Origin of the sequence: Bacillus spizizenii TU-B-10 (genome assembly GCF_000227465.1) — a bacterium.
Lineage (GTDB): Bacteria > Bacillota > Bacilli > Bacillales > Bacillaceae > Bacillus > Bacillus spizizenii.
In genome coordinates this window covers 566,017-584,930 of record NC_016047.1, presented here as the reverse complement: position 1 = coordinate 584,930, position 18,914 = coordinate 566,017, and the positions used below count along the sequence as shown (strand labels likewise).

The window sequence follows — 18,914 nt, the reverse complement described above, 5'->3', positions numbered from 1 at the left end:
CCATTACTGAATGATAAAATAGTCCCACTTTTTCTTATTTTGTACCCTATCCACATAAAAACACACGCCAATTTTTTGACGTGTGCCATGCCGGATTACAGTATGTTTTTTCCCTTCATCCATGTGAAAAATATGCGGTTTAACCGCTGATACAGTTCTTGTTCTCCCTCTCCCTGAAACCCCGCCATACTCTCTCTGCTCTCGATAATAGCGGAGCTGATCGCGCTTAAAATCTCCGATCCTTCAGCAGATAATGAGCTAGGCGCCATCATCACAAGGATGCGTGTCATGCTGAGGGTATTTCCGTCCATGCCATTCACTTCATAAGAGGTGCTCAGATCATACATTTTGAAAAAAGGCAGGACGATTTCATCATTTTTGAGATGATAAAGTGCCATGTTCGTCCCCGGGATTCCCAATCCCCCTTGTTTCTCCCGCTCCGCCAGGCAAACCGCCGCTTTTTTCGGATCACGGATCAAGCCATCCTTCTTCAGCTGTTGAAAAAGCTCTAACAAGAGCATACTATGATCCGGGTTTGTTTTGAGGTGAGTAAGTGTAAAGTGGCGCAGAACATCTTGAATGACGGCCATATACCGCCCCATGCTTTCCGCCGCTTTCAGCATGTCAGGTACGTCAGCTTGCTGCACCTCTTCCTTCGGGCTTCTGTTTTTCTCAAGAATGAGCGGAATTTTCCGCTTGATATACTGTTTCACCTGGTTTGCATCTTCCTCGTTTAAAAGCGGGCTGACCATAATGTAATCAATGTTTTCGTAAGGAATCGGAACGGTGGAAACGATCATATCATAGGCTTGGACGTCCTTGCCCTTCAGCTCGATCAAAGATGACATATCAAACGATTGAATTTCCGGCAGTTCTTTCTTCAGTCTGGAAGCAAGCATTTTCGAAGAGCCGATCCCGCTCGAGCAAACGACAAGCGCTTTCACTTTTGCTTCTTCTTTTTTGATTTCAAGGGCAGACCCGAAGTGAAGGACGATAAAAGCGATCTCATCATCAGAAAAGGACATACCCGGAAAATACTTTTCCACGCCTTCTTCGATCGCCATATAAAGCAGAAAATAATCGCGCTTGATCTGTTCCTTCATCGGATTATATATCTCGATATTCTCTTTTATGCGGCTGACGGCCGGCTCCAAATGGGCGATCAACCCTTCATATAAAGAGTAGTTTTTCGTGAGATCCATTCTGATTTTGTCTGAAATAAAAGCAATGAGCCGCTTTGTTTGAAGGGCTGTTTCCAGTTCGATTTCCTGTGCTTTGTATTCTGTTTTGTATTTTCGATTGGCGCTTCGAAGGTGGATTGTAATATAGCCGACCTCCGCTTCTGGAATCGTCACGCCGAAGGCACGTTCAAGCTCGCCAGCGATTTCAAGAGCGGAGCTGTATTCTTTCGCATTTTTCAGTTCCTCAAGCTCATTTTCCTCCATGGTGATGGTTTCCCCAAGCTTGATCCGTTCGATCGCAAACGTCAGATGGACGACGAGCGCTATATAAGAGCTGTCGGACAATGAAAAGGCGATTTCTTCTTTCAGCTGAAATAGGATACGCTCCATTTTTAACAGCTCGCCTTTGCTGACTACACCAAACATTTTCTCTGACTCTGAAGAATCAGCTTTACCTTTGATGTTTAATTCAACCGCTTCCAAAAACATTTGGATGTCGAGGCGATTCACAATCAGGTTGCCGACAATTTTACGTTTTGCATTCTCCGGTCCTATGAGTTGGATGCCAAAACCTCTTTTACGGATCAGTGTCAATCCGAAGGGAGAAATCCATTTCTCCAGCTCGTCTAAGTCATAACTGACCGTGGCATTCGTCACCTGCAGGTCATGAGCTAGCGTGTACAGCTTGACGGGTTCCTGAGACTCTAATAACGAACAGAGAATAAGCAGTTTCCGTTCGTCCGCGCTATATTCATGCTGTTCATATGATAAATCGGTAAGCAGCTTTTGTTTATCTTCGGGACTTCCCACTGCCTTCAGCCCTTTTCCAGGCTGCTTATCGAGCGTAAGCCCGACAGTTTCCATCAGCGGCTTAATTGATTTGAGCTCCCTGTGAATGGTTCTCGTGCTGACTTCCATCAGCTCAGCAAGCTCAGTTACGGTTACATATCGATTTTGTAATAACAAGTGCTTTAAAAGCTTTTGTTCTCTGGCAGTCATATACATAAAAAAGGCCTCCTAGACAGTCATGATGTGCGGATGAAGTCGCAAGGAGATACAGGAGAGGAAAAAGAGAGGTTTTCTTTATAATATAAAACGCTTTCAAGTGAGTTTCAATCACTTATAAATGGTAATTTGGCACTAAGCGGTGTGACAATATTGAAAAAGCACCAGCTGCTAAGCTGGTGCTTTTTGTTAAGGAATATCGTAACCCTGTACGGCTGTAAAAATACGGAACCACTGATCATGGTCAAGCTTGTATGCCAAAGCGTTTACTGCGGCGGAAATCCGCTCGCGTTTTCCGCTTCCGACAATCGGCATGATGCCGGCCGGATGCGTGAACAGCCATGCGTACATCACCTCGTCCAATGAAGCGGCGCCGATTTCCGCCTGAACAGATTCGAGCGCCGAGCGGACACGGCGGTCTTTTTCCGTGTCACCAGTGAAAACTTTGCCGCCTGCCAGCGGTGACCAAGCCATCGGCGAAATCCGTTTTTCTTGGCACAAGTTCAAAGTGCCGTCCAGAACATTTTCTAATTCATATGCAGAAAGCTCAATTTGGTTGGTCACGAGCTTCTCAGGCAAATACGATTCCAGCATGCGATACTGGTGATCTTTAAAATTTGAAACGCCGAAGTGCCTGACCTTGCCGGAGCATTTTAGCGCCTGAAACGCCTCTGCTACTCCCTCCGGATCCATGAGCGGGTCAGGTCTGTGAATCAGCAGTACGTCGATATAATCCGTTCTAAGGTTTAAAAGGGATTGCTCAACAGATGCCAAAATATGTGATTTGCTTGTGTTATAATGATGCGATTTGTGTGCGGGACGTTCAGGTGATTCAAGAACAATGCCGCATTTTGTGACCAGCTCTATGTTTTCCCTTAATCCGGGCGAAAGGGCAAGGGCATTTCCAAACAGTTTTTCGCACGTATAGCCTCCGTAAATATCCGCATGATCAAAGGTTGTGATGCCGTGATCGATACACCATTCAATGAGGCTGAGCAGCTCGGCATCTGAATAGTTCCATTCATTCAGCCGCCAAAGCCCGTGTACGACTCTTGAAAATTGAAGATCCTCCGCCAATTGAATACGCTGCATGCAAAATCCCTCTTTTCTTTGTATAAACCGGGTTTTGCCCCTTATTAGTTCATTCGGCCTCAGATCCCCTTTTTCCTTTCGCTCCTGTCAAAAAGGCATTTTAATTCGATTGAAATTGCTTTTTCGCTTTCTCAACAACATAGTGGCTGCCACCGCGGTCCTGCACATTTTGGATCATCATGGCGACAAGCAGGTCTTTGTTTTTATAATCGTAGCCGACGAACCAGCCATTTTCAGCGCCGTCTTTATCATCTTTAGATGTTTTCAGCTCGGCTGTTCCTGTTTTTCCGGCAACGGTGATTCCTTTCACGACAGGCTGATACGCTGATCCACGCTCGTCTTCCACAACGCCCTTCAGTCCTTTTGTAATGTCTGCCGCTCCTTCCTTCGTGACAACTTGCTTGTGCCAAACATCAGCTGTTTGCGAATCTTTTTTGATTAGCGTCGGTTTGACAAGATCTCCGTTGTCGACAAATGGCGTGTAAGCAGCCGCCAAGTGAAGCGGAGACATTTGCATTTGCCCTTGTCCGTACCCCGTATCAGCAAGCAAAATGTCTGAATCGAGCTTGTCATTTGCGATAGACGATTGCTGGATCGGGAATTCATATGGAATATCCTCTGAGAAGCCGAACGTTTTCAAGCCTTTTGTGAAGGTGTCCGCTCCCATATCAAGCGCGTTCTGTGCAAAATAAATATTGTCTGACGTAATGAGGGCATTTTCAAGATCAACTTGCTGAAGGCTCTCTGACACACGTGTCACTGAATAGCCGCCCCAGCTCGAATCTTTTTGCCACTCTTTTCCTTTGATTGTTTTCTTCTCATCCGCTTTTAGGGTGCCGTTTTTGATCCCGATGGCAGCCGCAATCGGTTTAATTGTAGAACCCGGTGCGTATGTTTTGTTGAATTTCGCTGAAAATGGATTGTTTTTATCTTTGTTTAGTTTTTTCCATTCCTTATCGCTCCAGCCGAAAATAAATCCGTTTGGATCGTAAGAAGGCGCGCTGACAAGTGCGAGTGTTTCGCCTGTCTTCGGCTGCAGCGCGACTGCCGTCCCGCTGTCATCCTTCAGTTCATCATACAACTTCGTTTGCGTTTTGATATCAATTGTAAGATGAAGATCCTCGCCGTCCTTCGCTTTCTTTTCAGCGATGACTTCTCCAGTTTGCGGCACGTAGATTTTCCATCCGGTTGTGCCTCTTAGCTTGTCTTCATACACATTTTCAAGTCCGGCGATGCCGATGTTAGACGTATCGCTGTACATTCCGTCTTTCTTTTTCTTCAGTTCTTCCGCAGTGATGGCGCGGACATAGCCTGTCAAATGGGCTGTCTTTTCACCATACGGATAATAGCGGGAGCTGACATTCGTTCTTGTTACACCTTGTAATGACGTCGCCTCAGACACTAATTTTTGCTGGTCCGGCTTGACCTTTTTGACCGGCACAAACGAATCGTCCTTCACCCAGCCTTGATCCAGCTTTTTCTTGATATCGTCTTCAGTCAAATCAAGTTTTTTCGCGAGCTCTTTTATGACTTTTTCTTTTTTGTCGCCAAGCTCTCCGGGAACAATTCCGATTTCTGGAACATCTGTATTGATGGCTAAGCCTTTCCCGTTTTTATCGTAGATTTGGCCGCGTTTTGGTTCAATGCTCATAATTTGTACCGTTTTGTCATCAGCCAGCTGCTTGAAAATAAACGATGGGTCCCAATCTATATTCCATGACTCCTCGTCATCTGTTTTTTCTAATTTCAGCACAGCGGTATTTTTGAAGCTGACCTTGCCCGCATTTGTATCCATGCTGACTTTATACGGGATGTGCTTCATCGTCTTGTTGTCTTTATCGTCTTCATCCACTTCTCCCGCAGTGACTTTCAGATGTTTTACGCCTGCCTGCTCATAGATGGTTTTATACCTGTTGACGAAATCTTTTTTGGAGATTTCTTTTTTGACATCTTTAGTCAGGCTTTGATACATGTCATCGAATTGCTGACTGTTCCACTGTTTCACGAATGCTTCCATGCGATCCTCTGGTGAATCTGTCTTGGAGCATCCGATTAACCCAATCAATCCGACGCATAGAAATACTAGTAGAATACACTTTTTTAACATGACTTTCCCCTGCCTTCCACTTATTATTTTCTCTTAAATGAATTGGTGCGTGCAAGATTTTTTTGAAAATGAAGGAAAAGGTTCTTCGATTTTGCAGAAATCTCCTGTCATTTGCTGTAGACTATTTGAAAAGAAGGAAAGAAGGGATGACATGGTCAGAGAGGCAGCAATGCTTCACATTAAAGAAGGGCTTGAACAAGAGTTTGAGGAGGCGTTCCGGCAAGCGGCGCCGATTATTTCTGGCATGAAGGGCTATATCACTCACTCGTTATCAAAATGCATGGAAGAAACACATAAATATCTGCTGCTTGTGGAGTGGGAAACACTTGAGGACCATACGGAAGGCTTTCGCGGTTCTTCAGAGTATCAAGAGTGGAAAGCCTTGCTTCATCGGTTCTATACCCCGTTCCCGACGGTCGAGCATTTTCAGGATGTGTAATAGATTTATATAATATGAAGTGTAAAACCGATGAGAGAGACAGACCATACGAAAACGGCGGTATAAATATTGAAAGCGCCTGAGCCGTCGTTTTCTTTTTTGCGCTCTTCAAGCCCCTGCATAAACATAACGGCGCCAAGAAAGACGAGCATGACCGATTGGATAACAGAGGTGTGTTCCGTATATTTAAAAGCAATAAGCGCCAGTACAATAATGATAACCGCAAAAGACATTTTAAAAATCCGAAACAAAAGGACCATCCTTCCTTATATACGAAATATTGAACGTTATGGCTATTTTTGCCTACGTCCTCCATTATTCTAGCGCACTTTTTTTGTCTGTAGAACAGAAGACAGAGAATTTTAAGTTTCTTTTAATATTTCATTCACACATAAAAAACGCGCCCTGTCATAAGGCGCGTTTTCTATGAAACTGACAATTCTTTATAGCCTAACTTGTGAACTGCTTCAGCCATCGCTTGATAGCCTTTGCTGTTCGGATGGACACCGTCAAAGGACAGATATTCCTGTTCTTTGCCTTTGAAGATGCTGTAGGCATCCGCGATTTTGACATGGGGTGCTGATGCAAGTGTTTCTAAATGTGAATTAAAGGATGTGATCCATTTGCCAGCGATATCAATTTCGGGAAACGGATTGTATAAGTTGAACACACGGATGGCGTACGGGGACGGGTTTTCTCCTTTGATCTCAGCGATTTTGGCAATCATCTTTTCAAAATTCTCATGGCAATGGGCGGATACACGGCTGAAAATCGTTTCATCCTTAGACGTTTGGTAGGCTAAGACCGAATTGATGAGATCGTTTCCGCACCCTGTAATGGTTATCATGCCAGCATCTTGAATGCATTTTTGCACATAGGGATATGACAGGAGCCCCAGAATTTCTTCTGTATTTAAGCCTGATTTGGCAAAGATGGATATTGCCGTTTTTGTTTTCAAGTCGGCTTCCATCATGTCTCCGAAACGTTGGACGAAGCCGGGAGAAAACAGCCCGGAGCCTCTCCCCGTCGTCAAAGAATCCCCCAGTGCTATATATTGAAGCACCATGTTCTTTCCTCCACTCCTGAACGTCGATACGTTAATGTACGCAGTGGAGAAAAGATCGGCTACTTATGAATACCCTATTTTTCTGGAAATCTGTAAAGCGGCATCCTTCACCTTTTCTGTTAAATAAGGCAGCCTGTCTTCTGTAAATCTCGCTTCAAAGCCTGCAATGCTGATGCCGGCTGCCACCTGACGCTTATGGTTAAAGATCGGGGCGCCGATGGCCGCTGTATAGTTTTCGAGCTCTGAATAGCTGACGGTATAGCCATTTTGTATAGAGGCATCAATCTCCTGCAGCAATTTTTCGGGATCGGTAATCGTGCCGGAGCCAATTGAAATGAGCTCCGTTTGTTTGATGTATGTTTCGATTTCTTCACAGGGAAGAAAGGACAAAATGCTTCTGGCGCACGCTCCAGCGTACAGAGGAGAACGCCTGCCGATCGCCGTGTACAGCCGCACAGTCTGTGTCCCTTCTATTTTCTCAACGTATATCGCTTCATTGCCGTCCCTCATGATCAATTGCACGGCCTCATCCACTTCCCGGCACAGCTCTTCCATCACCGGTTTCGCTATTTTTCTAATATCCAGCCTGTCAGCAACGAGCTGTCCGAATTCCAAAAATACCAGTCCCAGCGAATAAGCGCCGGACAAATCCCGATTGAGGAACCCCATTTCCTCCAAAGAGCTGACCATCCGGTGAACAGAGGTTTTCGGCATACCTGACAGCGATACCAGTTCACTTAAGGTAAGACTTGGTTCATGCAAAAACAAATTAAGCAGAGCCATAGATTTGACTACGGTTTTGTTTTTATTCTGCATCATTCATCTCCTTTGTTATGTCAGCCATTCCATCTTCATTCTCGTTTTCAGTTCTTTTATATGCTGTTCCCGTTCAATCGCAAGCGCTTCCGCTTCCTGAAGGGATACAGGCTCAAACTGGACGTGCTCGCCCGGCATGATTTGGGAGACAATCGGAAGATCAGCGGATATGATATGCGCGATCCTCGGATAGCCGCCGGTCGTTTGCCGGTCTGCAAGCAGGATAATCGGGTTGCCGTCAGGCGGCACCTGAACTGTTCCAAACGAAACCGCTTCTGACACCATCTCTAGCGGTGCCTTCAGTTCGAGCGGTTCTCCTTTGAGCCTGTAGCCCATACGGTCGGACTGTGGCGTGACACGAAATGTTTCTTCATAAAAACACGTTTTCGATTTTTCTGTAAAAAAGCCGAATTGTTTTCCTTCCAGCACCCGAATGACAGGATTCTTTTTCAATGGCAGAAACCTCCCGCGGCTGACCGACCATTTCGGCGCTGCAAATCCCTGCTTTCCAAGCTGCGGGCTTAATCGGGAAAGAATGGTTTGCGAGAGAGATGACGTCTCCCCAATGGATAGTTCATCTTCCTTTTGAAGCGCTCTGCCATGAAGTCCGCCGATCCCTGCTCTGACGTACGTGCTTTTGCTTTCCATGACGGCAGGCACATCGAAGCCGCCGGCTGTTGCTAAATACGCACGGCTGCCGAGTTTGCAGGGACCAAAGCTGACCGTGCTGTTTTCCTTGACGAGCAGAGGCTTCCACAAAGGTGCTTCTTCGTCATTAATACGCAAAGTGAAGTCCGCCCCTGTCACCGCAATCAACGTCGTTTTTGAAAAATAAAACGACGGACCGGGCCCCATCAGCGTAATTTCAAGACCGGCTTCATTTTCGCTGTTGCCGATCAGCAGATTGGCAATGCGCAGCGAAACCGTGTCCATGGCTCCGCTTGCCAGAACGCCGTATTTTTGATACCCCGTTCTGCCTATATCCTGAACCGTTGTGAGCAGTCCGGGCTTTACCACTTTCATGCTCAATTGGACTCCTCCTTATAGGCGTGATAGTCATCCTCTGAGATGCGTACGAATTTAACAATATCTCCCGCCCTCAATAACGTAGGTGGGTTTTCCTGCGGCCGGAACAGAGCCAACGGCGTTTTGCCGATCAGCTGCCAGCCGCCCGGCGTTGAAATCGGATACACACCTGTTTGCATTCCCGCAATTCCAACTGAACCGGCGGGAATCGACGGCCTTGGCGAAGATTTCCTTGGAGCGGCAATACGTTTGGACATCCCGCCTAAAAAAGGAAAACCAGGTGCAAAGCCAAGCATATACACCACATATTCGCCGTTTGTATGAATGGCGATGACTTCCTCCTGTGACAGCTGATTGATCTTCGCCACCTCTTCTAAATCTGGCCCGAATTCACCGCCATAGCAGACGGGAATTTCTACAATGCGGCGGTTGTTCTCATAGTCTGTGGCTATTTCCTTCAGCCGTTCTTTGACATCGCGCTTGACCTTCTCAAAAGGTGAGCTTATGCCTTGAGGCAAATGCTTGTACACTTCATACATATCATAAAATACCGTCAGACTTGTAAAAGCCGGGATGCATTCAATGAATCCCGGAAATGGCTGTTCTTCTATGTAAGCGGCCGCGGCATGGACAAGGCCGTTAACCTGCTCGTTTATTTCTTCTCCAAATCGGATCATCATTGCAGAATCACCGAGCTGCTCGATTTGAAATCGTTCAGTCATCTTTCTCACCTCTTTTTATTTCTCGTTCATTTGGAGGACGAGAGGTTACAGCACCGCAAGCGACTCGTCTCGAATATCTGTGATGAGCATGTGCCCCGGCGCATGTGTGATGACCATTTCAGGTTTTACATTCATAGCCACGGCTTGTGGTGTCACCCCGCACGCCCAAAAAACAGGAACCTCGCCTTCACGAATGGAAACGGCATCTCCGAAATCCGGCTTGTCCAGATCGCGAATGCCGATTGCTCCCGGATTGCCGATATGGATCGGTCCTCCGTGCACAGCCGGAAAACGTGAGGTCACTTGTGCAGCGCGTACAGCCAGCCGTTCTGGAACGGGTCTCATGCTGACAACTATCTGTCCTTGAAACGCTCCTGCCGGAACACAATCGATATTCGTTTGATACATCGGGACGTTTGTCCCCTCATCAATATGCCGGACAGCTATTCCATTATTGATCAGCGCCTGTTCAAAAGAGAAACTGCATCCGATCAGAAAGCCGACAAAGTCATCCTCCCAGTATGGCGTAATATCAGATACTTCTTCCGTCAAGATACCCTGCCTGTAAATACGGTATTTTGGAAAGTCCGTTCTGATATCAGCATCCGGCGCGACCAGCGATGGCACTGGCGAACCCGCTTCTGTCACATCCAGCACAGGACAGGGTTTTTGATTCCGCTGGCAAAACAGCAGGAAGTCAAACGCAAGGTCTTTCTTCAAAATCACAAGATTCGCTTGGGCATAGCCGCCGGACATTCCTGCAGTCGGCCCGGTTATTTTTCCCTCTCGTATCAAGGCGCGCACATCCTTCGGCGCCATTTTGTTTAATTGCTCCACCTTTATCAGCTCCACAATTGAGGAAGTTGTGTAAATAACGTGTAGACTCCCATAATCGCCATTACGACCACAACAAGTGCACCTGAAACGGTCAGCCAAAGCGGATGCTTATAATCACCAATAATCTTTTTCTTATATGCGGCAATAAGCAGCGTTCCTAGCGCAATCGGCAGAATTAAGCCATTTAGTGATCCGACAAGCACGAGAATTTTCGCAGGCTGTCCGATTGTGACAAAAGCTAACGTAGAAATCACGATAAAGCCGATAATAATGCCGCGTGAATTCCTTTCAATTTTCGGAGAAAAGGTTTTAAAGAACGAAACAGACGTATAAGCTGCCCCGATAACAGAGGTAATGGCCGCAGACCACATGATCAATCCGAAAATTTTATAACCGACATTTCCCGCTGCCAGCTGGAACACTGAGGCCGCCGGGTTGCTTTCGTCAATATGCAGGCCTTTTGAAACAACGCCGAGCACAGCTAAGAAAAGGGCAATTCGCATAACAGATGTAATTAAAATTCCGGCAACCGAGCTTTTTGTCACCTGCGGAATCGCTTCCTTTCCTTTAATGCCAGCATCCAGTAAGCGGTGTCCCCCAGCAAACGTGATGTATCCGCCAACTGTCCCGCCGACTAGTGTTACAATTGCGAATATACTGATTTGTTCAGGGGCAAAGGTGTTTGCCACAGCCTGTCCGACTGGCGGTGCAGACGTGATTGCGACGTACAGCGTTAAGATGATCATGGCAAAGCCCGCAATTTGCGTAAAGCGGTCCATCGCTTTTCCTGCTTCTTTGATTAAAAAGATGAAAATGGCAACGACAGCACTGATCAAAGCGCCTGTTTCTGGTGTAATGCCGAACAGCACTTGGAGTCCGAGACCGGCACCTCCGATATTCCCGATATTAAAAGCTAGTCCGCCAAGCACGACGAGAATGGCGATGAAATACCCCAGTCCCGGAAGCACCATATTCGCAATTTCCTGACCGCGTTTTCCAGACACAGCGATAATGCGCCAAACATTGGTTTGGGCGAAAATATCTAAAATAATAGAGATTAAGATGACAAAACCGAAGCTTGCCGCGAGTGTGTTTGTGAATGTTGCGGTTTGTGTCAGGAAACCTGGGCCGATCGCCGAAGTGGCCATTAAAAAGGCAGCACCCATCAGCAATGACCAGCTGCCCGCTTTTTTTTCTGCTGTTTTTTTCTGTTGCCCCATCTATTGTTCCTCCTTTATGTTGACTTCTGTGCTGAAATAGCTGTCACTTCAATTCCTGCCGCTTTGAGCTCTTTTCTGATTTTTTGCGCAAATGTCAGCGCGTGGGCTCCATCTCCATGGATGCAAACGGTATCTGCTTTTAATGACACATCATGCCCTTGCTGAGATTTGACCGCCCCTTCTTTCACCATTTTGATCACCTGGGTGACAGCGGCATCATCACTTTCAATGAGTGCGTCCGGCTGGGAGCGCGGTGTCAGCGTGCCGTCCGCTTGGTATGTTCTATCGGCGAACACTTCATTTGCCGTCTGAAGTCCGATCCGTTCTCCCGCTTTTACGAGCTCGCTCTCAGCAAGACCGAAAAGAATCAGGCCAGGATCAACCTTATAGACAGCTTTCGCGATAGCGTCCGACAGCTTTTGATCGACTGCCGCCATATTATATAAAGCGCCATGCGGCTTGACGTGCTGCATGTGAAGTCCCTCTGCTTTTAGAAAACCAGAGAGCGCGCCAATTTGATAGACGACGAGATCATACGCTTCCTCAGGAGAAATCGCCATATTGCGGCGCCCAAAGCCGAGTAAATCCGGCAAGCCCGGATGTGCGCCGATTTTCACGCCTTTTTCTGCCGCAAGCGCGACGGTTTTCCGCATGACACCGGGATCTCCTGCATGAAATCCGCATGCGATGTTCGCTGATGTGACATACTCTAAAATATCTTGGTCAAGGCCTATCGTATAGGCTCCGAAACTTTCTCCTAAATCACAGTTCAAATCAATCTGAAACACAGAATCCCTCCTGCCAAAGCATACGATATGCTTTATGTATTTATTGTTCCGAAATTCGGAACGACTATTCCGAATTTTTGAACTTTGGTTCATTATAATTCAATCATATCAGTTTGTGAAATACTTTTGTCAGAAAACCTACCATGGTCCCACAAGAAAACCTGCCAAACTAAAAAAAGAGAGTCCATCTTAGGACTCCCTTTTTTTATAGTACCCAATGGCGAATCGCCTTAGCGACACCATCCTCAATATTTGTATCCGTGATCCAATCAGCCGTTTCTTTCACGGTGTCTTGCGCATTGCCCATCGCGACGCCCAGACCCGCTTCTTTGATCATCGCGATGTCATTAAGGCTGTCACCCATCGCCATCACATTCTCCATCGTAAAGCCGAGTTTTTCAGAAACCTTCGCAAGCGCTGCGGCTTTGTTGATGCCAAGCGCGTTGACTTCAATGTTTGTCGGGCTTGAATTTGTGATTTCGAGCTCTTTGTTTTTTCTCAGCTCCTCCAGCACTTCGTTTCGGATGTCGTCATCCTCAATGTCAAAGCCGAATTTGAGCCATTCATGGTCCGTAATATTTTCCGGGAACTCGCCTCTCCATACCTTATTCACCGTAGAAGCCCAGAAATTGGTGTTGTGCTTATTCCGCAAATCCCACATCATTTGAATATGATCTGTATGGAGCAGCTTGCGTTCCACCAAATTAAAATTCGAATCCCATATTTCGCTGCCATTTGCCGTGATTAAAAAGGATGACAGCTTCAGCGATTCCGCCAGCTCCCGGCACGTCATCAGTGTCCGGCCCGTGCTGATCACCACGTACACGCCCTTATCCTCGGCTTCACGAATGGCTTTACGGTTTTCATCCGAGATCAGCTGCTCGTCATTAAGCAGCGTTCCATCCATATCAATTGCGATCAGCTTGATATCTACATCTTCTCTTTGAATAGACATATATGTACCTCTCTTTGCCTTTTAGTTGTTCTTCCTTCTATTCTAATACATTATACCCAGCGGAACAAAAAAGCGATTTCACATGTTTGAGGTGCGCTGATAAGAGGAAAACAAACGGTGAGGTGATTAAACATGACAGAAAGAAAACAGCAAAACCGGCCAAATGAAAACCCCGAACACAACGACTTAACCGATCCGATTCCGAATGAAGAGCTGAAGGAAAATATGAATGATGAAAAACACAAACGCCAGCAAAGAGATGACTCACAGAGCGAACGGGATTACGATACGAAATAATAGAACCCCTCACAAATCGTTGTGAAGGTTTTTTTCATTTTTCAATATAAATGCCGATTTCAGCTTCAGCAACAGGCTGCCCGCCTACTGACGCCTCGGCATGTCCAAACACAAACCCGCGCCGATTGCGCGTGACTTCAAACAAAAGATCAAGCCGGTCACCGGGCACGGCCGCGCCCAGCTTTTCCGCTTTCTTCACAGAAGACAATAACCCCAAGCTGTTCTCATCTGTAATCCCTGTAAAAGCCGCTGTTTGCGCAAGTGCTTCAATCACTAGTGAAAACGGTATTTCTGTTTGCGTGTCAGTGATAAACCAGTCGTTCTCACTGATCAGTTTATATGCGGCCGCATGTTTGCCGGGCTCGCTTTCCGTCACGCCATCAATAAACAAAAACGGATAGCGGTGAGGCAAAGATAATGAATTCATTCTTTTTCTCCTTTTTTGACTATTATATATCAGCCTACAGCTCAACGATAGGATATAATGGAAAAAACGCAAAAGGAGCCTGTTATGTCCCAAAAACCGCTCATCATTCTCGCACACGAAATATACGGTGTAAACATCCATATGAAAAAGATGGGCCGGCTGATCAAAATGGCTGGATATGATGTGATAACGCCCAACCTGCTCGGAGATGGTGAAGTCTACTCACTGCAAGAGGAAAAAACAGCATACGAACAGTTTACAAAACATGAACGGCTGAAAACAGGAGAAAGCATCATTCAGAACGTGATCAGGCAAAACGCGGGACGGCGCATCTTTGTGATTGGATTCAGTGCGGGCGCGACGATCGCATGGAAATGCAGCAGTATGCCTGAGGTGAGCGGAGCTGTTTGTTATTACGGTTCCCGGATACGCGATTCTCTTCATCACGTGCCAGCCTGCCCGGTCCTATTGTTTTTCCCTCCATATGAACCGTCGTTTGATGTTGCGGTTCTTATCAAAAAACTGAGGGAAAAACAGCATCCCGATTTGGAGATTTATCAATTCGATGCTCTTCATGGCTTTGCCAATCCTGAGTCGGTTTATTTTGACAGGGCACTCTTCTTCAAAACGCTTTCCATCATAAAAAACGAGGCAGAAAAACTGCCCCGCCCTGTTTCATCAAAGTTTTCTTAAACGCGCACAGATTTCGTCCGTAACCTCAGCCGTTGTGCTTTGTCCGCCAATGTCGCGTGTTTTGATGCCGTCAGCTGTTACTTGCTCCATCACATCCAGGATCTTTGCTCCCAGTTCTTCCTCTCCGAAATGGTCAAGCATCAGCTTTGCTGTCCAAATCTGGCCGATTGGATTGGCAAGGCTCTGGCCGGCAATGTCGGGAGCTGAGCCGTGAACCGGTTCGAACATGGACGGATATTTGCCGGACGGGTTGATGTTCGCAGACGGCGCAATACCGATACTTCCCATCAGGCTTGAGCTGATGTCGGTTAAAATATCACCGAACAGGTTGCTCGCCACAATGACGTCAAACGTTTCCGGACGCGTTACAAAAAAAGCGGCCAACGCATCAATATGCTGGGATGACGTTTCGATTCCGCTATAATCAGCGGCAGTCTGCTGAAAGACCTCATCCCAAAACGGCATCGCGTGATAAATGCCATTAGACTTTGTCGCACTTGTCACATGGCCGCGCCGTTTTTTCGCCAATTCGAAGGCAAAGCGCATGACACGCTCTGTTGCTTTTCTCGTAAATACGGCATTCTGAATGGCGATTTCATCATCGCCTCTGTGAATGCGTCCGCCGACTTCACTGTATTCACCTTCACTGTTCTCGCGAATCACCACGAGGTCAAAATCATTTGGATGCAGAAGCGGCGACGTAATACCCGCCATTTGTTTGGCGGGTCTCATATTAATGGAGAGCTCAAGCTCCCTCCGGATTTTCAGCAGCAGCCCCCATAACGAAATATGATCGGGGACCAGCTTCGGATTTCCGACCGCCCCCAAGAAAACCGCTTCGAATTGAGTAAGCGTATGTATTCCGTCTTCAGGCATCATTTCGCCGTGCTCCATGTAATAATCACAGCTCCATGGAAAAGCCGTGAATGAGAATGACAAACCTCCGTGCACCTCAGCCGCTGTATGAAGCACTTTCTCAGCAGCCGCTACAACCTCTCTTCCTACTCCGTCTCCCGGTATTGCCGCAATCTCAAATTGTTTCATCGTCATTCTCCTTCCCCTGTTGTCGTAAGCGTTTTCTATTATACTAGATTGCGAGATGGTAAAAAAAGCCCGTGACATTGTGTCACGGGTGGTCGGTTATTGATTGAGTTTCTTTAAAACAATGGCGTGCAGCGGTTCATGGGACTGAATGCCGCACACCTCTTGAAGCACGCCGCTGTATCCTTTTTCTTCGATCAGCGCTTGCAGTTCAACCGCTTCAGGGTCACCGGTGAAATCGAAGCGCAATGCTGCGGCAATCCCTTCCGCCAGTGCGTTCGGCTCTTTTATTTTCTTTGCCGGGCCTACGAGTCTATCATTCTCTCCCAGTTTTCTGAGAGGTGATCTCGCCACGCGGGTTACATCGTCCGTAATGAATGGATTTTCAAAGCGTCCGATGATTTTTTTGATATATTGTTCGTGTTCGGTTTGCTTAAAGCCATACGTTTTGACGAGATAGTCACCGGTTTCAAGCAGCGCCGAATGAACGACACGGCGGATTTCCGGATGATCGATTGCTTCTTTGACCGTTTTGAGTCCGCGTTGATAGCCGACATACGCTGTCACCGCGTGTCCGGTGTTGACTGTAAACAACTTTCTTTCGATGTACGGCGTCAGATCATTAACAAATAGCGCGCCGTTTATGACTGGTGTTTTTCCTTTAAAGCCTGATTCATCAATGACCCATTCAAAAAATGGTTCAACCGATACTTTGAGCGGATCTTCATGATGCTGAATCGGCACGATCCGGTCAACGGCGGAATTCGGAAAACCGACCGTTTCACTGACGGACTCCTGCTCAGCTTCTGTTAAATGGCTGTATATCTCTTTCTTCAGGAAGCTGCTCCCGCCAATCATATTTTCGCAGGCAATGATATTCAGTGTGTTTGAAGCGTCTCTTCGTCTTAACCCTTCTGCGATAGACGGAGCAATCAGCTTCAGCACGTTCGGGCCAACTGCTGTTGTGATGAGCGCCGCCTCATTGATCAGCCGATACAGCTCCTCCAGCTGACTGCCGCTATTGATGGCACTGACCGGACCGATTACCTCTGATGAATGCCCCTCTTCTGCCAGCTCCACTGTGTATTCCCGTTTTTCATTGAGGAGGCTGACCATCGTATCGTTCACATCCGCAAACACCACATCATAGCCGGAGTGGTGAAGCAGTGCGCCGATAAACCCCCTCCCGATATTTCCCGCACCGAAATGTAAGGCGATCATGTCAGTTCACCTCGTTGAAAATGGCGATCAAATCTTCTTCGCTTTTAGCAGAGATTAGGCGTTCAATATTTTCTTCTTCTGAACAAATGATGGCGATGTTAGACAAAATGTCTAAATGCTCATTATTTTTGCCCGCAATGCCGAATACCACTTTTGCCGTGTTGCCTTCTCCGTACTCGACACCATCAGGAATCTGTATAATTGAGATTCCTGAGTGAAGCACCTCGCTTTTCGCTTCTTCGGTGCCGTGTGGAATGGCAATGAAATTCCCCATAAACGTAGAAGACGTTTCTTCCCTTTCAAACATTTTGCTAATGTAATCCTCTGTCACATAGCCGTTGTCAATCAGCGTCTGGCCCGCCATTTTGATGGCTTCTTCTTTTGAAGATACCGTTTGGTTGAGTTTAATATTTTCCTTTGCGAGTACTTGCATGAGTATCACTCTCTTTCTATGAGATTACTTTTTAAGCTTTTCAATCAGCTCGTCATATTTCGGGCTGTTTAAGAAGTTATCCACTGATATGTGCGTCGCGTTCGGCAGCTTTGCTTTTGCGCGATCTGTTAAATCTTTGTGGGTGATGACAATGTCAGCATCGCTTGGCAGATTGTTAATGGCCGTATTGGTCACACTGATGTCAAGCTCTGCTTTTTTCACTTTGTTTCTTAAGATGGATGCTCCCATGGCGCTCGATCCCATTCCCGCATCACATGCAAAGATAATTTTATTTACGCTTTCAGGAGACAGCTCAGATGCTTCCTCAGCTTTGGTTTGTTCCGCTTCTAAAGCTGCGGCTGCTTGGCTTTTCTTCCCCTTCATGGACTGCATTTTTTCAGTTGCGGCAGCGAGGTCTTCTTCGCTTGCTTTTGAAGATTTCAGGATCACTGCTGATACGATGAACGAAACAGCCGCAGCGACCAATACACCCGCCAATACGCCGAAGTAGCCGCCTCTTGGCGTCATCGCCATCAATGCGATAATGCTTCCCGGTGACGATGCTGCGACAAGTCCGGCATTAAAGATCGTGAACGTTAAGAGTCCGCTTGCTCCGCCGGCAATAGCTGCCAGAATCAGGGCCGGTTTCATCAAAATGTACGGGAAGTAAATCTCGTGAATCCCGCCGAAGAAATGAATGATCGCCGCTCCGGGAGCCGTTGATTTTGAAGAACCTTTACCAAAGAACATGTACGCCAGCAAAATGCCGAGTCCCGGTCCAGGGTTGGCTTCTACTAAAAACAGAATTGATTTTCCCGTTTGGGCTGCCTGCTCGATTCCGATCGGGCTTAAGATTCCATGGTTAATGGCGTTGTTTAGGAACAACACTTTCGCCGGTTCCACAAAAACGCTGGCTACAGGCAGTAAATTAGCGTGTACAATAACTTCCACACCGGCCGCCAGCAATTTGTTTAACGTCAGGACAACTGGGCCGATGGCGTAAAACGCGAGAATCGTTAAAGCCGCGCCGACAATCCCTGCCGTAAAGTTGTTGATGAGCATTTCAAAGCCTTGTTTGACTTTATCCTTGAACAATTTATCCGTCTGTTTAATGAGGTATCCGCCAAGCGGCCCCATGATCATTGCACCTAAAAACATTGGAATATCCGACCCGACAATCACCCCGATTGCCGCTGTTGCCCCGACGACTCCGCCGCGGTGGTCGTAAATCATTTTTCCGCCTGTATACGCTATCAAAAGCGGCAGTAAATATGTGATCATCGGGCTGACAAGTGTATTCAGCTGTTCATTCGGAAACCATCCCGCCGGAATAAACAGCGCTGTAATGATGCCCCACGCGATAAACGCGCCGATATTCGGCATGATCATTCCGCTCAAATAACTGCCGAAGCGCTGCACTTTCACTTTCATGCCGCCTTGCTGCTGTTCTTGCTGCATATATAAACCCTCCCTGTTTTGTTTGTCGCTGTAAGATATAAAAAGATGTTCAGAGAATTATGCTTCCCTTTGACTCTATGTTAAAACGCT

20 protein-coding genes are annotated in these 18,914 nt (G+C 46.8%); 3 read left to right on the top strand and 17 right to left on the bottom strand.

Annotation, left to right across the window (positions count from 1 at the left end; translation table 11 throughout):
* Positions 1-95: 95 nt before the first annotated feature.
* The 3 genes from mtlR to pbpC all read right to left on the bottom strand — a co-directional run bounded on the left by mtlR (position 96) and on the right by pbpC (position 5,385).
* Positions 96-2,186, bottom strand: a complete 2,091-nt coding sequence (gene mtlR / locus GYO_RS24680) for a mannitol operon transcriptional activator MtlR (RefSeq protein WP_014112687.1) — start codon at positions 2,184-2,186, stop codon at positions 96-98.
* A 189-nt stretch (positions 2,187-2,375) separates the two neighbouring features.
* A complete protein-coding gene (locus GYO_RS24675) occupies positions 2,376-3,278 on the bottom strand; it encodes an aldo/keto reductase (protein WP_014112686.1) in 903 nt (300 codons plus the stop codon).
* A gap of 100 nt (positions 3,279-3,378) precedes the next feature.
* Positions 3,379-5,385 (bottom strand): penicillin-binding protein 3, encoded by a 2,007-nt coding sequence (pbpC, locus tag GYO_RS24670; RefSeq protein WP_041520859.1) that lies wholly within the window; start codon positions 5,383-5,385, stop codon positions 3,379-3,381.
* A gap of 151 nt (positions 5,386-5,536) precedes the next feature.
* Between pbpC and GYO_RS24665 the strand changes: the two genes are divergently transcribed.
* A complete protein-coding gene (locus tag GYO_RS24665; RefSeq protein ID WP_019257494.1) occupies positions 5,537-5,824 on the top strand; it encodes an antibiotic biosynthesis monooxygenase family protein in 288 nt (95 codons plus the stop codon).
* 5 nt (positions 5,825-5,829) lie between these two features.
* On the opposite strand, the gene GYO_RS24660 is transcribed toward GYO_RS24665, so the two are convergent.
* The 9 genes from GYO_RS24660 to GYO_RS24620 all read right to left on the bottom strand — a co-directional run bounded on the left by GYO_RS24660 (position 5,830) and on the right by GYO_RS24620 (position 13,254).
* The gene (locus GYO_RS24660; protein ID WP_014112683.1) at positions 5,830-6,075 is read right to left on the bottom strand and encodes a YczI family protein; all 246 of its coding nucleotides are present in this window, start codon (positions 6,073-6,075) and stop codon (positions 5,830-5,832) included.
* 173 nt (positions 6,076-6,248) lie between these two features.
* On the bottom strand, positions 6,249-6,890 hold the full coding sequence (gene lipC / locus GYO_RS24655) for a spore germination lipase LipC (protein ID WP_014112682.1): 642 nt from the start codon (positions 6,888-6,890) through the stop codon (positions 6,249-6,251).
* A 63-nt stretch (positions 6,891-6,953) separates the two neighbouring features.
* On the bottom strand, positions 6,954-7,706 hold the full coding sequence (locus tag GYO_RS24650; RefSeq protein ID WP_014112681.1) for an IclR family transcriptional regulator: 753 nt from the start codon (positions 7,704-7,706) through the stop codon (positions 6,954-6,956).
* Positions 7,707-7,721: 15 nt separating this feature from the next.
* Positions 7,722-8,729: a 5-oxoprolinase subunit C family protein gene (locus tag GYO_RS24645; RefSeq protein ID WP_080010114.1), complete on the bottom strand. Its 1,008-nt coding sequence runs from the start codon at positions 8,727-8,729 to the stop codon at positions 7,722-7,724.
* Positions 8,730-8,731: 2 nt separating this feature from the next.
* On the bottom strand, positions 8,732-9,454 hold the full coding sequence (gene pxpB / locus GYO_RS24640; protein ID WP_014112679.1) for a 5-oxoprolinase subunit PxpB: 723 nt from the start codon (positions 9,452-9,454) through the stop codon (positions 8,732-8,734).
* Between the two features lie 45 nt (positions 9,455-9,499).
* On the bottom strand, positions 9,500-10,273 hold the full coding sequence (locus GYO_RS24635; protein WP_072566808.1) for a putative hydro-lyase: 774 nt from the start codon (positions 10,271-10,273) through the stop codon (positions 9,500-9,502).
* Positions 10,274-10,296: 23 nt separating this feature from the next.
* Positions 10,297-11,511: an NRAMP family divalent metal transporter gene (locus tag GYO_RS24630; RefSeq protein ID WP_014112677.1), complete on the bottom strand. Its 1,215-nt coding sequence runs from the start codon at positions 11,509-11,511 to the stop codon at positions 10,297-10,299.
* A 14-nt stretch (positions 11,512-11,525) separates the two neighbouring features.
* Positions 11,526-12,299: a 5-oxoprolinase subunit PpxA gene (gene pxpA / locus GYO_RS24625; RefSeq protein WP_014112676.1), complete on the bottom strand. Its 774-nt coding sequence runs from the start codon at positions 12,297-12,299 to the stop codon at positions 11,526-11,528.
* Positions 12,300-12,504: 205 nt separating this feature from the next.
* Positions 12,505-13,254, bottom strand: a complete 750-nt coding sequence (locus GYO_RS24620) for a Cof-type HAD-IIB family hydrolase (protein ID WP_003225050.1) — start codon at positions 13,252-13,254, stop codon at positions 12,505-12,507.
* Between the two features lie 132 nt (positions 13,255-13,386).
* On the opposite strand from GYO_RS24620, the gene GYO_RS24615 reads away from it, so the two are divergent.
* Positions 13,387-13,551 (top strand): YczO family protein, encoded by a 165-nt coding sequence (locus GYO_RS24615; RefSeq protein ID WP_014112675.1) that lies wholly within the window; start codon positions 13,387-13,389, stop codon positions 13,549-13,551.
* A 34-nt stretch (positions 13,552-13,585) separates the two neighbouring features.
* Here the strand turns inward: GYO_RS24615 and GYO_RS24610 are convergent, their stop codons facing one another.
* Positions 13,586-13,978 (bottom strand): 3-hydroxyacyl-ACP dehydratase FabZ family protein, encoded by a 393-nt coding sequence (locus GYO_RS24610; protein WP_014112674.1) that lies wholly within the window; start codon positions 13,976-13,978, stop codon positions 13,586-13,588.
* Positions 13,979-14,062: 84 nt separating this feature from the next.
* On the opposite strand from GYO_RS24610, the gene GYO_RS24605 reads away from it, so the two are divergent.
* On the top strand, positions 14,063-14,671 hold the full coding sequence (locus GYO_RS24605; protein WP_041521126.1) for a dienelactone hydrolase family protein: 609 nt from the start codon (positions 14,063-14,065) through the stop codon (positions 14,669-14,671).
* Here the strand turns inward: GYO_RS24605 and GYO_RS24600 are convergent.
* The 4 genes from GYO_RS24600 to GYO_RS24585 all read right to left on the bottom strand — a co-directional run bounded on the left by GYO_RS24600 (position 14,657) and on the right by GYO_RS24585 (position 18,824).
* Entirely contained in the window at positions 14,657-15,721 is a 1,065-nt protein-coding gene (locus tag GYO_RS24600; protein ID WP_080010052.1) for a tartrate dehydrogenase, read from the bottom strand. The genes GYO_RS24605 and GYO_RS24600 overlap by 15 nt on opposite strands.
* Before the next feature lie 90 nt (positions 15,722-15,811).
* Positions 15,812-16,933, bottom strand: coding sequence for a mannitol-1-phosphate 5-dehydrogenase (locus tag GYO_RS24595; protein ID WP_014112671.1), 1,122 nt, complete (start codon positions 16,931-16,933; stop codon positions 15,812-15,814).
* Between the two features lies 1 nt (position 16,934).
* Complete coding sequence (locus GYO_RS24590) at positions 16,935-17,366, bottom strand: PTS mannitol transporter subunit IIA (protein WP_014112670.1); 432 nt, start codon at positions 17,364-17,366, stop codon at positions 16,935-16,937.
* A 24-nt stretch (positions 17,367-17,390) separates the two neighbouring features.
* Positions 17,391-18,824 (bottom strand): PTS mannitol transporter subunit IIBC, encoded by a 1,434-nt coding sequence (locus GYO_RS24585; protein WP_014112669.1) that lies wholly within the window; start codon positions 18,822-18,824, stop codon positions 17,391-17,393.
* Between the last annotated feature and the right edge of the window lie 90 nt (positions 18,825-18,914).

Bases quoted from the DNA above. Each gene is read 5' to 3' on its own strand.
- GYO_RS24585 (WP_014112669.1), bottom strand. From the start codon at position 18,824: ATGCAGCAAGAACAGCAGCAAGGCGGCATGAAAGTGAAAGTGCAGCGC.
- GYO_RS24665 (WP_019257494.1), top strand. From the start codon at position 5,537: ATGGTCAGAGAGGCAGCAATGCTTCACATTAAAGAAGGGCTTGAACAA.
- pxpB (WP_014112679.1), bottom strand. From the start codon at position 9,454: ATGACTGAACGATTTCAAATCGAGCAGCTCGGTGATTCTGCAATGATG.
- GYO_RS24675 (WP_014112686.1), bottom strand. From the start codon at position 3,278: ATGCAGCGTATTCAATTGGCGGAGGATCTTCAATTTTCAAGAGTCGTA.
- GYO_RS24610 (WP_014112674.1), bottom strand. From the start codon at position 13,978: ATGAATTCATTATCTTTGCCTCACCGCTATCCGTTTTTGTTTATTGAT.
- GYO_RS24620 (WP_003225050.1), bottom strand. From the start codon at position 13,254: ATGTCTATTCAAAGAGAAGATGTAGATATCAAGCTGATCGCAATTGAT.
- pbpC (WP_041520859.1), bottom strand. From the start codon at position 5,385: ATGTTAAAAAAGTGTATTCTACTAGTATTTCTATGCGTCGGATTGATT.
- GYO_RS24635 (WP_072566808.1), bottom strand. From the start codon at position 10,273: ATGGCGCCGAAGGATGTGCGCGCCTTGATACGAGAGGGAAAAATAACC.
- GYO_RS24650 (WP_014112681.1), bottom strand. From the start codon at position 7,706: ATGCAGAATAAAAACAAAACCGTAGTCAAATCTATGGCTCTGCTTAAT.
- GYO_RS24630 (WP_014112677.1), bottom strand. From the start codon at position 11,511: ATGGGGCAACAGAAAAAAACAGCAGAAAAAAAAGCGGGCAGCTGGTCA.
- GYO_RS24595 (WP_014112671.1), bottom strand. From the start codon at position 16,933: ATGATCGCCTTACATTTCGGTGCGGGAAATATCGGGAGGGGGTTTATC.
- mtlR (WP_014112687.1), bottom strand. From the start codon at position 2,186: ATGTATATGACTGCCAGAGAACAAAAGCTTTTAAAGCACTTGTTATTA.
- GYO_RS24605 (WP_041521126.1), top strand. From the start codon at position 14,063: ATGTCCCAAAAACCGCTCATCATTCTCGCACACGAAATATACGGTGTA.
- GYO_RS24600 (WP_080010052.1), bottom strand. From the start codon at position 15,721: ATGACGATGAAACAATTTGAGATTGCGGCAATACCGGGAGACGGAGTA.
- GYO_RS24615 (WP_014112675.1), top strand. From the start codon at position 13,387: ATGACAGAAAGAAAACAGCAAAACCGGCCAAATGAAAACCCCGAACAC.
- GYO_RS24645 (WP_080010114.1), bottom strand. From the start codon at position 8,729: ATGAAAGTGGTAAAGCCCGGACTGCTCACAACGGTTCAGGATATAGGC.
- GYO_RS24590 (WP_014112670.1), bottom strand. From the start codon at position 17,366: ATGCAAGTACTCGCAAAGGAAAATATTAAACTCAACCAAACGGTATCT.
- lipC (WP_014112682.1), bottom strand. From the start codon at position 6,890: ATGGTGCTTCAATATATAGCACTGGGGGATTCTTTGACGACGGGGAGA.